This is a genomic window from Bacillus sp. iso_77 (assembly GCF_056173625.1).
Map to the genome: position 1 here is coordinate 3,042,111 of NZ_CM149683.1, position 14,159 is coordinate 3,056,269.

Annotated in this window: 12 protein-coding genes; 1 reads left to right on the top strand and 11 read right to left on the bottom strand. The window is 42.4% G+C overall.

Annotated features, from left to right (window positions below; genetic code table 11):
- The 10 genes from AC0VYC_RS15765 to AC0VYC_RS15810 form a co-directional block, all read right to left on the bottom strand.
- Positions 1-270 (bottom strand): hypothetical protein, encoded by a 270-nt coding sequence (locus AC0VYC_RS15765; protein WP_039169204.1) that lies wholly within the window; start codon positions 268-270, stop codon positions 1-3.
- 260 nt (positions 271-530) lie between these two features.
- Positions 531-1,298 (bottom strand): hypothetical protein, encoded by a 768-nt coding sequence (locus tag AC0VYC_RS15770; RefSeq protein ID WP_327871925.1) that lies wholly within the window; start codon positions 1,296-1,298, stop codon positions 531-533.
- A gap of 254 nt (positions 1,299-1,552) precedes the next feature.
- Entirely contained in the window at positions 1,553-2,845 is a 1,293-nt protein-coding gene (eno, locus tag AC0VYC_RS15775; protein WP_041107840.1) for a phosphopyruvate hydratase, read from the bottom strand.
- A 29-nt stretch (positions 2,846-2,874) separates the two neighbouring features.
- Positions 2,875-4,410 (bottom strand): 2,3-bisphosphoglycerate-independent phosphoglycerate mutase, encoded by a 1,536-nt coding sequence (gene gpmI, locus AC0VYC_RS15780; protein ID WP_017359214.1) that lies wholly within the window; start codon positions 4,408-4,410, stop codon positions 2,875-2,877.
- The gene (gene tpiA / locus AC0VYC_RS15785) at positions 4,403-5,164 is read right to left on the bottom strand and encodes a triose-phosphate isomerase (RefSeq protein ID WP_017359213.1); all 762 of its coding nucleotides are present in this window, start codon (positions 5,162-5,164) and stop codon (positions 4,403-4,405) included. Before tpiA ends, gpmI begins: the two co-directional genes overlap by 8 nt.
- Positions 5,165-5,194: 30 nt before the next feature.
- Positions 5,195-6,379 (bottom strand): phosphoglycerate kinase, encoded by a 1,185-nt coding sequence (locus tag AC0VYC_RS15790; RefSeq protein WP_017359212.1) that lies wholly within the window; start codon positions 6,377-6,379, stop codon positions 5,195-5,197.
- A gap of 213 nt (positions 6,380-6,592) precedes the next feature.
- On the bottom strand, positions 6,593-7,600 hold the full coding sequence (gene gap, locus AC0VYC_RS15795) for a type I glyceraldehyde-3-phosphate dehydrogenase (RefSeq protein WP_007500174.1): 1,008 nt from the start codon (positions 7,598-7,600) through the stop codon (positions 6,593-6,595).
- A 31-nt stretch (positions 7,601-7,631) separates the two neighbouring features.
- Entirely contained in the window at positions 7,632-8,669 is a 1,038-nt protein-coding gene (locus AC0VYC_RS15800; protein ID WP_475388807.1) for a sugar-binding transcriptional regulator, read from the bottom strand.
- 288 nt (positions 8,670-8,957) lie between these two features.
- Complete coding sequence (locus tag AC0VYC_RS15805; protein WP_045034070.1) at positions 8,958-10,343, bottom strand: amino acid permease; 1,386 nt, start codon at positions 10,341-10,343, stop codon at positions 8,958-8,960.
- Between the two features lie 137 nt (positions 10,344-10,480).
- Positions 10,481-11,674, bottom strand: a complete 1,194-nt coding sequence (locus tag AC0VYC_RS15810; protein ID WP_045034035.1) for an ornithine--oxo-acid transaminase — start codon at positions 11,672-11,674, stop codon at positions 10,481-10,483.
- A 209-nt stretch (positions 11,675-11,883) separates the two neighbouring features.
- On the opposite strand from AC0VYC_RS15810, the gene AC0VYC_RS15815 reads away from it, so the two are divergent.
- A complete protein-coding gene (locus AC0VYC_RS15815; RefSeq protein ID WP_082136021.1) occupies positions 11,884-13,326 on the top strand; it encodes a sigma-54 interaction domain-containing protein in 1,443 nt (480 codons plus the stop codon).
- Positions 13,327-13,353: 27 nt separating this feature from the next.
- Here AC0VYC_RS15815 and AC0VYC_RS15820 read toward each other — a convergent pair whose 3' ends face one another.
- Positions 13,354-14,091 carry a FadR/GntR family transcriptional regulator gene (locus AC0VYC_RS15820; protein WP_047945671.1) on the bottom strand — a complete coding sequence of 246 codons (738 nt, stop codon included), beginning with the start codon at positions 14,089-14,091 and terminating at the stop codon, positions 13,354-13,356.
- Positions 14,092-14,159: the final 68 nt, after the last annotated feature.

Consider the following 14,159-nt stretch of genomic DNA (forward strand, 5'->3'; position numbering starts at 1 on the left):
TTAGAAGCCGCATTTGATTTTAATATACAGGCCTAAAAACTTGAACTCTCCTAAAAATTTCGAGCCTTTTCCAAATGTTTTGCATGCCCAAATCAAAGCGGCAACTGTCACAATGCCTAAGATAGCGGCAAGGACATAAATCCAAAATGCATTTTTCTGTACGTTCTTAGAAGTTAGAATTCGTTGCTTCCTTTCATCATATGCCGCCAGTAGGTGAAGGACATACATGTACACGCCTACTGGAAAACGAAGGCTAAAAGGATTCAGCATCTCATCACCCCCTAATATATGTAAAATGATACCACCCCCATGCAAATAGCATAAGTTCAATTCAGATCATATTTTTAGTAGAGTTTTCATGATTTATTGCTTATAAATGGAAGGGTTTTGACTTCATCTCTAACTGAAGGAGGATTTTTTACAGAAATAGGATAAGCCAAATGAATTAGCCATCGGATTTCGCTCAACACAAAAAAACGCTCCGTCCCTCTCTCATGAAAGAGTGGAACGCAGTGCATAGCTGACATAATTTATTCAAGTAGACCTTCACGCTTTTTTTGTTCACTTATTGTTATTTTAAACAAATCCTCCTCAGAATTAACAGTTCCTAAATTACAAGCAATATCCCTCAAATTACCAATATTCAAAATATAATCATCTTCAAATATTTTTTTTAATACAATTCGATATTCTCTTTGAAATTCGAAAAACTTTCTTTTATATAAAAGACCCTTATGAGGAGCCTCATCATATTCTTTTTCAGATAGGGGGTGAGCTTCATTTATATCATCGTAATACTTAACTATTCCCCGTAATAAATTAATCTCCTCACGGTCACATTCTGAGTGTACTCTTTTCATTAATTCCTCAGGATTAGCAAAGAAGATTAAATCCCTTCCAGCAAATTGTTTTACTAATTCATTTTTTAAATTTTCTTTTAATGTTGCATTATTGGTTTCCATATCAATATCAAAATCTCTACCCAGATTTAATGATACAAAGCAACATATTGGTAAATGTTTTAGGTCGGCGTAAGAAGTTCGATAAACCCCCTTTTTAAACTTTAAAGGGATCTCCTGACCGTTTTCCGCCATGATTACCATTTTACTTGTTTCGGGGTCAAGCACACGAGTCCATACCCCTTCTCTTTTATCACCAATTCCTGTTTTTAACTGTTTCTCTTCAAGTTCAATAAAATGACCATTCCTTTTAAAGAACAAACCACCATCTAATATACTTTCGGTAAATTGTGGTTCTACAAATTTCACCAAGAAATTTCGCTCTAAATTTAAATTCATCACACAACCCCCAATTTTCAGATACCGCCATTCTACTTAATTCCGAGCATGCAGTAAATACATATGAACATAACTTAACAATCGTGTTTTTAAAAATCTGCTTGCCGCTGGTTGTGTCCTTTCTATAAATTCTTTCAACAAAAATATAAAAACCCTCGTCTAATGTGATTTAACCACAGGTAAACGAGGGTTTTTGTACGTCTAAACTCAAGTCAATTTATGACCCAATTCAGAACTTTGTTATAAGCTATAAATTACTTTTTGATGTTGTAGAATGTAGCAATGCCGTGGTATTGAGCTGTTTCAGCCAATTGATCTTCGATGCGAAGTAATTGGTTGTATTTCGCCACACGGTCCGTACGAGACGGAGCACCTGTTTTGATTTGTCCAGCGTTTGTTGCAACTGCAATGTCTGCAATTGTGCTGTCTTCTGTTTCACCAGAACGGTGAGAGATAACAGCTGTATAGCCTGCACGTTTCGCCATTTCGATTGCATCAAATGTTTCAGTTAATGTACCGATTTGGTTTACTTTGATGAGGATTGAGTTACCAACGCCGTTTTTGATTCCTTCAGAAAGCTTCTTCGTATTTGTTACGAACAAGTCGTCTCCTACTAGCTGAACCTTGCTGCCAAGGCGCTCAGTTAATAGTTTGTGACCTTCCCAGTCGTTTTCGTCAAGGCCGTCTTCGATTGAGATGATTGGGTATTTCGATACCATATCTTCATACCAGTCAACCATTTCAGCAGATGTTTTCACAACACCTTCGCCTGATAAATGATATTTACCGTCTTCTTTGTTATAGAACTCAGAAGATGCAGCATCCATCGCAAGTTTGACTTCTTCACCTGGTTTGAAACCAGCTTTTTCAATCGCTTCTACGATTGTTTGAAGTGCTTCTTCGTTAGAACCAAGGTTTGGAGCGAATCCACCTTCGTCACCTACAGCTGTGTTTAAGCCTTTCGCGCTTAATACAGATTTCAGGCTATGGAAGATTTGTGCGCCCATGCGAAGTGCTTCACGGAAGTTCGGTGCACCTACAGGCATAATCATGAATTCTTGAATGTCTACGTTGTTATCCGCATGCTCTCCGCCGTTGACGATGTTCATCATCGGTACTGGAAGCGTTTTGGAATTGAATCCACCAAGGTATTGGTAAAGTGGAATTTGTAAGAAATCAGCAGCCGCACGTGCTACAGCGATAGATACGCCAAGGATTGCGTTTGCGCCTAATTTCCCTTTGTTTTCAGTTCCGTCAAGTTCGATTAACATTTTGTCAATCGCTACTTGTTCAGTGACATCAAAGCCTAAAAGCTCTGGTGCAATGATTTCGTTTACGTTGTTTACAGCTGTCAGAACACCTTTTCCAAGGTAACGGTCTTTGTCTCCGTCACGTAGTTCTACTGCTTCATATTCACCAGTAGACGCACCACTTGGTACTAGTGCACGGCCAAAGCCGCCAGATTCTGTGTAAACTTCTACTTCAACTGTTGGGTTACCGCGAGAGTCTAATACTTCGCGTGCATATACGTCAACAATGTATGGCATCGTTATTTCTCTCCTTTTGAATCAATTTGTTATTTTTGAATCAATGATGTTCCTGTCATCTCTTTTGGTTTTTCAAGACCAAGTAAGTCTAAAAGCGTTGGAGATAGATCGGCTAAAATGCCGCCTTCTCTAAGCGTCGCCCCTTTTTTCGTTACGATGACTGGAACAGGGTTTGTCGTATGTGCAGTATGCGGCTTTCCTTCTTCGGTAATGAGCACGTCTGCGTTACCGTGGTCTGCCGTGATGATAGCATGTCCGCCCTTTGCTAGGATTGCGTCGACTACAGCTCCTAAGCACTCATCTACTGCTTCAATGGCTTTGATTGTTGGCTCAAGCATACCTGAATGACCCACCATATCTGGGTTAGCAAAGTTCAGAATGATCGCATCATGCTTGTCCGCATTGATGTCTGCAACAAGTGCATCCTTTACCTCATAAGCGCTCATTTCTGGCTTGAGGTCATAGGTTGCGACATCTGGTGAATTGATTAAGATGCGGTCTTCTCCAGGAAATTCTTCTTCACGCCCACCGCTCATAAAGAACGTCACGTGAGGATATTTCTCTGTTTCAGCAATCCGCAGCTGCTTCAATCCATTTTGAGAAAGTACTTCTCCTACTGTGTTATCCAAATTCACTGGTTTGAAAGCCACATAGCCATCTACCGTTTCACTGAAGTGTGTGAAGCAGACGAAGTGTAAATCCTTCGGATGTGCTTCTCCGCGGTCAAACGAGCGGAAATCTTCATTTGTGAATGTGTTTGAAATTTGAATCGCACGGTCTGGACGGAAGTTATAGAAAATCACAGAGTCACCGTCGTTTACTTTTGCAACCGGCTCACCATTTTCTCTCGTAATGACAGATGGAATAACGAACTCATCGTAGATTCCATTTTCATAGGAGTCATCAACGACATCATAGATGTTTTGATAACTTGGGCCTTCACCATACGCCATCGCGCGATATGCTTTCTCCACACGATCCCAGCGTTTGTCACGGTCCATTGAGTAATAGCGTCCAGAAAGTGTTGCGACTTCTCCGACACCAATTTCTTTGATTTGTTCTTCAAGCTGTTTTAAGTACACTTTTGCTGTCTTCTGACCAACATCACGTCCGTCTAAGAAGCCGTGAATGTATACTTTTGTTAAGCCTTCTTTTTTCGCTAGTTTCAGCAAGGCAAAAAGATGCTGGATGTGGCTATGCACACCGCCGTCTGACAAGAGACCGAATAGATGAAGGGCCTTGTCATTTTCTTTTGCATAAGTCATTGCATCTAGGAACGTTTCGTTTTTCTCAAATTCCCCATCACGAATGGCCACATTCACTCTTGTTAAGCTTTGGTACACGATGCGTCCTGCACCGATGTTCAAATGCCCAACTTCAGAGTTCCCCATTTGACCTTCTGGGAGACCCACTGCCTCACCTGAAGCCGTTAAGGTTTGATGCGGGAATTCGTTCCAGTAGCGGTCGAAGTTCGGTTTCTTTGCTTGGGCAACAGCGTTACCGACTGTTTCGCCTCTTAAACCGAATCCATCTAAGATGATTAATGCAGCTGGTTTCTTACTCATATTGACCTTCCTCCAATAATTGAACGAAAGACTGAGGTTCTAAGCTTGCGCCGCCTACCAAAGCACCGTCAATATCGGATTCTGCCATATATTCTTTAATATTCGCAGGTTTCACGCTTCCGCCATATTGAATGCGAAGGCTGTCTGCCGCTTCTTGACCAAATTCGCTTGCAACCGTTTGGCGAATGTGCGCACAAACATCGTTTGCATCTTTTGCTGTAGAAGATTTACCTGTACCGATCGCCCAGATTGGCTCATAGGCAATCACAGATTCAGCGACTTGCTGCTTCGTTAAACCAGCTAGTGCTTTCTTCACTTGATCAGCAACAAGTTCGTTTGTTTTGCCTGCTTCACGCTCTTCAAGCGTTTCACCTACACAGATGATTGGAACGATGCCATGCTTGAATGCAGCATGTGCTTTTTTGTTCACTGTTTCATCTGTTTCAGCGAAAAATTCGCGGCGCTCTGAATGACCGATCACTGAGTAGCCGATGCCAAGATCTTTAAGCGCAGCAGGGCTGATTTCACCAGTGAATGCACCGTTTTCTTCAAAGTGCATGTTTTGCGCACCAATTTTAAGGTCTGTTCCGTTAGAAAGGCTGTTCAGCTTTTCAAGGAAAAGGGCTGGTGCACAGACAATAGATTCCACTTTGTCAGGAGATGGAATAGATGACTTGACTTCTTCAACGAAGCTTACAGCTTCACCAAGTGTTTTGTTCATCTTCCAGTTCCCAGCTATAATTGGTTTTCTCATGATTGACACTTCCTTATAGCAGTTTTGGTCTTATTTATCGTTTAATGCAGTCACACCTGGAAGTTCTTTGCCTTCCATAAATTCAAGTGAAGCGCCGCCGCCTGTAGAAATATGGCTCATCTGATCGGCAAGACCAAATTTCTCAACAGCTGCTGCTGAATCTCCACCGCCAATGACAGAATATGTATCTTTTGCTTCTGCCAGTGCTTCTGCGATTGCTTTTGTTCCTTTAGCGAATGCATCGATTTCAAATACACCCATTGGTCCGTTCCAGACAACAAGTTTGCTGTTTTTAATGACATCAGCATACTTCTCTCTTGTCTCTGTTCCAATATCAAGTGCTTCTAGATCACTTGGAATTTCAGAGATTGGCACAATGCTTGTATTCGCATCATTTGAAAAGTCGTCGGCTACCAGAACATCTGTTGGAATCAGGAAGTTCACGCCTTTTTCTTTTGCACGGTCCATAAAGGATTTCGCTAAATCTACTTTGTCTTCTTCTAATAGAGATTTCCCTACTTCGTGGCCAAGTGCTTTGACAAATGTATAAGCAAGTCCGCCGCCGATGATCAGGTTGTCCACTTTATCAAGAAGACTTTCAATTACACCGATTTTATCCTTTACTTTTGCGCCACCGATAATCGCTGTAAATGGGCGATCAGGGTTTGAAATGGCTTTTCCTAGAACCTCAAGCTCTTTTTGCATGAGGAAGCCTGAAACAGCCGGAAGATACGCTGCAATACCAGCTGTGGATGCATGTGCACGGTGTGCAGCACCAAACGCATCATTGACATACACATCGGCTAAATCAGCAAACGCTTTTGATAATTCAGGATCGTTCTTTTCTTCACCAGGATAGAAACGAACGTTTTCAAGCACTAGCACATCTCCTTCTTTTAAGTCAGAGATTTGCTTTTTCACGTTGTCGCCGTAAGCTTCATCTGCTTTTTTCACTTCTTGTCCAAGAAGCTCTTGCAGACGTTTTGCTACAGGTGTCAGACGCAGTTCTTCAGTAACTTGACCTTTAGGACGACCCAAATGACTAGCTAGTAGTACCTTTGCGCCTTGTCCTGTTAAATACTCAATCGTTGGTAATGCTGCGCGAATACGAGTATCATCCGTCACTTTTCCGTCCTTCATTGGAACGTTAAAATCTACGCGGCAGAACACAACTTTACCTTTTACGTCAATGTCTTTTACTGATTTCTTATTCATGCTCGTCAGGAGATCCTCCTTTATTCTGGTTTCCTTACGCATTGGACAAGTCTCTCTTTATCCTTTTCCCATTTTGCCCTCATCAAAACGAGAAATCGTGCAGAACGGATAAATACAGAGAAAAAGGGAAAGGGATGCTTCCCCTTCCCTTGTCCGTCTTCATTATATCGTGTCTCTAGGAAAGAACCAAGTGAGTTCCTTCAGTGTGAGAAATTAAAGACCTTGTTTTGCAATGTAAGCTGCAAGGTCAACAACGCGGTGAGAATATCCACTCTCGTTATCGTACCAAGAAATGACTTTCACCATGCTGCCTTCCATTACCATTGTAGAAAGAGCATCGATTGTTGAAGAGTTTGCATTACCATTGTAGTCACCAGATACTAATGGCTCTTCGCTGTAGCCAAGGATTCCTTTAAGTTCTCCTTCAGCCGCTTCTTTAAGTGCTGCATTTACGTCTTCAGCTGTCACATCTTGATTTAATTCAGCAACAAGATCAACTAAAGAAACGTTAGGTGTTGGAACACGCATAGCGCCACCGTTTAATTTACCTTTAAGTTCAGGCAATACAAGTGAAACAGCTTTCGCAGCACCTGTAGAAGTTGGGATGATGTTTTCCGCAGCTGCACGAGCACGACGGTAGTCTTTGTGCGGAAGATCAAGAATTTGTTGGTCATTTGTGTATGAGTGAACAGTTGTCATCATACCGCGTTTGATACCAAATTTATCGTTAAGTACTTTTGCAAATGGAGCTAAGCAGTTTGTTGTACAAGATGCATTAGAGATGACATCGTGGCTAGCTGCATCATATTTGTCTTCGTTTACACCCATAACGATTGTGATATCTTCTTCGTTAGCAGGAGCAGAGATGATGACTTTTTTAGCGCCAGCTTCTAAGTGTTTAGCAGCGTCTGCACGTTTTGTGAAGAATCCAGTAGATTCAACAACGATTTCTACGCCTTGTTTACCCCAGCTTAATTTCGCAGGGTCACGCTCAGCTGATACTTCGATTGTTTTACCGTTCACTACTAAGTTCGTACCGTCTACAGAAACCTCTGCATCTAGTTTTCCGTGAACAGAGTCATATTGTAAAAGGTGTGCAAGCATGTTAGCGTCTGTTAGATCGTTAACCGCTACTACCTCAACTTCAGGATTGTTTAATGCTGCACGAAATACGTTACGTCCAATACGTCCAAATCCGTTAATACCGACTTTTACTGCCATGATGTTTCCTCCTTTTATAGGTCACAATGTTTTATATTGAGGGATCTATTGACTCCCTTAATAACTCTTTTGCGGCTCCTTCGTCTGTGACGAGAACCGTTCGGCGGGGTTTTTTGAAATAAGCTTCAATGGCCCCAGCCTTTGATGATCCACCTGCAACAGCAATGATGTGTGGAATGCTTTCTAAATCATCTAGCTGCATGCCGACGGAGTGCACTTTGTGGACGACCTCGCCATCACGATTAAAGTAATAGCCAAAAGCCTCTGTCACTGCGTCATGCTCATCAATCTGTTTTAAATCTTCAGCGGGTGTGTTTCGTCTCATCGCCATTGTTTTTGCTTCACCGATTCCATGAATGAGCATCGTGGATGATTTAATCGTTTGAAGCACTTCTTTGACAGACGGCTCTTCAATAATGGAAGAGTAAGCACCTTCTGACAGCTGTCCTGGAACAAACAGCAGTTTGTAAGTACCGGAAGCTTTTTCAGCCATGTGGGCACAAATGGTGTTTGCCTGATTTTTTACATTCTCCCCAAGACCGCCTCTCGCAGGGACAAACATCATGTCTCTGTTTTTGGCATCAGGGGTCATCATTTCGGCAACAGCTTCCATCGTCGTTCCGCCAGTGACGGCGACGATATTATTTCCAGTAAACCTTTTTTTCATACATTGGACAGCAGCTCTTCCCATTTCTTGCTTCACCCACGGGGATTCATCGCTGTCACCAGAAACAATGATGACTTCTTCCAGGTCTAATTTCCTCTTTAATGTATTTTCCAAAAAGGTTAAACCTAAAACGTCCTTCATCATTCCTTCAAGCATTTCAAGCAAAGCATGACCTTCAGTCGTCAGCATCATACCGCTCGTTTTGACATCCAGCAGATTTTGTTCCTTTAAGAACTGAACTTCAGCTCTTAAGATACGTTCACTGAGACCAAGACTTGTCGCAAGACTTCTGCGACCAATTGGTTCAGCTAATCTGATGTACTGCAAAATGTCGTAGCGCTTTTGCATAACTGTGAGAAGATCTGGTAATAATTTTTTTTGAGCTTCCAATAAACGATTCATGGCTAACGACCCTTTCTTTTCACGTTGGACTAAAAACGTCCCACTGTGACAAAAAACGTCCCGCCACAGCCAAAAAAAATCAATCCCTGCTTTCTTTAATTATTTTAACAGGATAATCTTGCATTTTCAACTCTTACAAACACATTTAGACAAAAAATAGACACATTTTGACCGATAACCTGCTTGTCATCTAGCTTTCCGCTATTTTATTTTTTTCAAACTATTTATTTTCTTCTATATTGAATGCATTTGTCTTTGAAAAGGTGCAGGCGGTCAAAAGCCGCCTGCTTATGTTTTCGGTATCGTTTCTTTCTCTTCATTAAACCGTTTCGCATCTTCCTTCGGTTTAATCTTGAGGTAGTAAATGATGTAGCAGGCGGCCATAAATGGAACTCCGCAATAAAGACCAATCCGCTGATCCTCAATAAAGAATAAACTGATAAGAACAATGCCAAATGCGATAAAGCCTGCTAATGGCACGAATGGATAAAAAGGCGTTCGGAAGACAAGATCCTTTACATCTCCGCCCTCTTTTATGAATTGTCTCCTAAAGAAGTATTGGGATAAACAAATAGACATCCAAACCACGACAAGCACCATACCCGAAATGGATATGAGCCAGACATATACCGTTTTTGGTGCTACAACACTCGTGAGCAGTGATAGAGCGGATACACCCATTGTCACCAATAAAGCATTGATCGGGATTTTACGTTTGGATAATTTTTTCGTGAAAACAGGTCCTTTCCCGTCTTTTGAAAGCGCCCAAAGCATACGTGATGATGCATATAATCCAGAGTTCGCTACAGATAAGACGGCTGTAATGATAATAAAATTCATGATATCTGCAGCGTATGGTATGCCGACCTTGTCCAACACCACAACAAACGGACTATCCACTGCACCGGCGGTCTGCCATGGCAGAAGCGCTGCAAGAACCGCAATCGATAAAACAAAAAAGACCATCGTCCGCCAAATAATATTCCGAATAGAGCGTGGGAGTGTTTTTTCTGGATTTTCACTCTCCCCTGCTGCAATCCCTACAAGCTCTGTTCCTTGAAAGGAGAAATTGACTGTGACCATGGTTAATAAAATCGCAAAAACACCATTAGGAAAAAGTCCGCCATGATCCGTCAAATGGCGAAATAGAGGGGCAGGTTCCCCACCTTTCAAATGAATCATTCCGAAAATTGCGCCAATTCCAATGATAATAAACAATAAGATCGCAGCAACCTTGATGGCTGAAAACCAAAACTCGGTTTCAGCAAAGCTGCGAGCTGAGATGGCATTGATGGAAAATAAGATGACGCTAAAGGCAAGACACCAAAGCCAAACTGGGATATCAGGAAACCACCTTTGGAGTAGAATCCCTGCTGATGTAAATTCAAGTCCGATCGTACATGCCCAGCTAAACCAATAGAGCCAGCCGATCATAAAGCCTGTGGACGGACCAATATATTTGGTTGCATACTCCTGAAAGGAACCAGCTGTCGGCATCGCCACTGCTAATTCACCAAGACAGAGCATCACCAAATACATGAGTAACCCGCCAATGATAAACGAAAGAATGGCTCCCCCTGGGCCTGCCTGATGAATAATGAGTCCTGATCCAAGGAAAAGGCCTGTTCCGATGACCCCGCCTAAGGCAATCATAAAAAGATGTCTGCTTTTCATGGAACGCTCTAGTTCATTATGCTGTTCTGGCTTCAAATCCGCTTCCCCACTTTCACTCTTCTATTCATCAACCTTTGACAAAATTCGCCGTTCATTGAAAGAGAAAGGGAGAATTTGAAGGCTTCTCCCTTGATCATTTATGCTTGAAATAACGCTTGGATATGAGCAATTGCCCAATCCAAGTCTTCTTTTGAAATGGTAAGCGGCGGTGCAAATCGAATCACTGTCTCATGGGTTTCTTTGCATAACAGCCCTGCTTGCTTGAGCTTCTCACAATAAGGTCTAGCTGCCTCAGTCAGTTCCATCCCAATAAATAGTCCACGCCCGCGTACTTCCTTAATCACAGGACTTTGAATGCGTGATAGTTTGTCTTTGAAATATTGCCCAAGCTCCAATGAGCGCTCGGCAAGCTTCTCGTCGATTAAAACATCTAGTGCAGCAAGTGATACTGCGCACGCAAGAGGATTCCCGCCGAAGGTAGACCCGTGAGACCCTGGATTAAATACACCTAAAATATCACGGTTTGCGACAACACATGAGATCGGGAATACCCCACCGCCAAGTGCTTTACCAAGAATCAGCATATCCGGCTCAATGTCTTCCCAGTCGCATGCAAACATCTTGCCGGTCCGCGCTAATCCCACTTGAATTTCATCTGCGATCAATAACACATGTTCTTTCTCACAGATCGCTTTTGCCTCTTTTATAAAGCCCTCAGGCGGCATGACAATGCCCGCTTCTCCTTGAATCGGTTCAAAGAGAAAAGCCGCTGTTTGCGGAGTGATCGCTTCGCGTAATGCCTCAATATCTCCATAAGGGATGAGCTTTATGCCTGGAAGCATCGGACCGAAACCTCTTTGATATTCTGCTTCCGAAGACAGTGACACAGCCGTCATTGTACGACCATGAAAATTCCCGGTACATGCAATGATTTCTGCGCGATTCTCTTCGATCCCCTTGACATCATAGCCCCATCGTCTCGCTGCCTTTATCGCCGTTTCCACAGCCTCGGCACCCGTATTCATCGGCAATGCCATCTCTTTATTCGTTAATTTGCAAATCTTCTCATACCATGGGCCAAGCTGATCATTATGGAAGGCCCTTGATGTAAGTGTCACGCGGTCAGCTTGTGTTTTAAGCGCTTCAATAATGCGGGGATGGCGATGTCCTTGGTTCACTGCAGAATATGCACTGAGCATATCCATGTAGCGGTTGCCCTCAGGATCAGTCACCCACACTCCCTCAGCCTCTGAAATCACAATTGGCAACGGATGATAGTTCGCCGCACCGTATTGTTCTGTTTGATGAATCAATGCTTTTGTCTGTGTCATCGTGTATTCCTCCTTCTATAAGCTTGCCTCTTTTGATTGGGTTCATCTTCACTCTTATATTATGCAAGGATCATGCCAACTTAGTGATCGCACTGTACCTAGGATTGTGCTCATCTTTAACGCAAAATAATTTTGCGTATGCAAATTTTTTTAGAGGAAACCGCAAAATTTTTCATGTAAAATAGAGGTAATGTCTGGAGGTGGCGCAAGTGAAAAAAGATCAGCATACCGCAAAGCTCGAAAATGAGATTGATCTATATAAACAAATGCTCGATTTAATTGATGTTGGGGTTCACGCCATTGATGAAAATGGTAATACCATTGTTTATAACAAAAAAATGATGGAGATCGAATCTTTAAAACGTTCTGATGTCCTTTATAAAAATGTCTTAGACCTCTTTGTGTTTCAGGATGAGATGCACAGTACACTTGTCCAAGCGCTGCGAACCGGGAAACAGACGGTTCATGCAAAGCAGACGTATCACAACTACAATGGAAAAGAAATCACAACGATTAACCATACATACCCGCTCGTTCGAGACGGTTTGATTCAAGGGGCGGTTGAAATTTCGAATGATGTCACGAAACTGGAACGGCTCATTCATCACAATATGAAGAAAAAAGGAAACACACGCTTTACATTTGATTCAATCATTGGGGAGAGTCCTGCCTTTTTAGAAGTGATTGAACATGCGAAACGAGCCACACGTACCTCTTCTTATGTGCTGATTGTTGGTGAGACAGGGACGGGGAAAGAGCTATTTGCACAAAGCATTCATAATGGCAGCAGCCGTTCATCTGGACCATTTATTACGCAGAATTGCGCAGCACTGCCTGATAACCTCATTGAAAGTCTGCTTTTTGGAACACAAAAAGGGGCTTTTACAGGGGCAACAGATCAGCCCGGTCTATTCGAACAAGCACAAGGAGGTACACTGCTTTTAGATGAGATCAACTCATTACACCCAGCTCTTCAAGCAAAACTATTGCGCGTCTTGCAAGAGAAACGTGTGAGAAGGTTAGGCAGTACAAAGGAAATCGCCATTGATGTGAGAGTGATTGCTAATATGAATGAGGACCCTGTGGATGCGATCGCAGGTGGACGAATGCGAAAGGATTTATTTTACCGGCTTGGCATTGTCACCTTGTTTATCCCGCCACTCTCTGAGCGAAAAGAAGACATCCCCACATTTGTCATGCATTTTATTCAAAAATATAATGAACTGTTTCAAATGAATGTGAAGGCGGCTGATGAAGAGGTACTTGCCCTGTTCCAAACGTATCATTGGCCGGGCAATGTAAGAGAACTGGAGCATGTGATTGAAGCTGGGATGAATATGATGATGGACGAAACATACTTAAGCATGCATCACCTTCCTTACCATTTCCGTTTCAAGCAAGGAGAAGGACGTCCTAGTGAACACATGCAGATGAGTCCGCTTAATCTATCAGCTGCAACTGATACGTTTGTCTACACGAGCTCAGATCATACAACTGATTTCCAAACCCAAATGGAACGATTTGAAAAACAATACATCGTCCATTACTTAAATAAAATGGACGACAATATTTCACAGACTGCAAAGATATTGGGCATGAGCAGGCAAAGTCTGCAATATCGAATGAAAAAATTGCATATTTCTCTTCAATAATAGAGCTGTGCCGTTTTTCGGCACAGCTTATTGAATATCTGGCTTTCCTTCCTGTTCTTGCAGCACATCACCAAGAAGTTGTTCTACTTTTTCCAAATGTGTAAGCATCGCCCTCTCCGCTTCTTCTGGCTGCTTGTCCATGACAGCTTGATAAATACGTTCATGGTCTTTGTAAAGCTGACGTATGGACGCTTTTCTTGAAAATAACACGATTTTTCTCGTTTCCCGCATCGTTTCAATTAATAAGGATGAGACCTGATTCATTAACGCCGCCAGTAAATGATTCTTTGAGGCTTTAGCGATGGCAAGATGAAATGTAAGGTCTGCCTCTTCACCAATTTCTTTATGCGCTTCTGCACGCTTCATTTGTTCAAGTGCCTCATGCAGTCGATGGAGGTCCTCGTCTGTCCGCAGCAATGCTGCCTTTTTGACAGCACCTGATTCAATGATTGATCTCACTTCTAGAAGCTGCACGATATCCTGCTGCTTCATCAAAAAAGCAGGAGATAAACAAAATGTGAGCTGCTCAGGATCGAACTGCTTCACATATGTGCCTTCTCCTTGCTTCATCTCTATTAATCCGATCGCTTTCAGAGCGGACAGCGCCTCTCTCACAGCGGAACGGCTGACTTGAAAGTTTTCAGAAAGTGCTTGAACCGAGTCTAATTTTTCGCCCGGAAGAAGCTCCCCCGTTCGAATGGATTCGACTAATGCGTCCGCAATTTCTTCATATATTTTTTTTGTTTTGATTTGTTTATATTTCAATTGGTCTCACCTCATCACTGTTGTCTACCCTATCGCCTCATGCCCTATCTTATACTTTACCCCAAAAT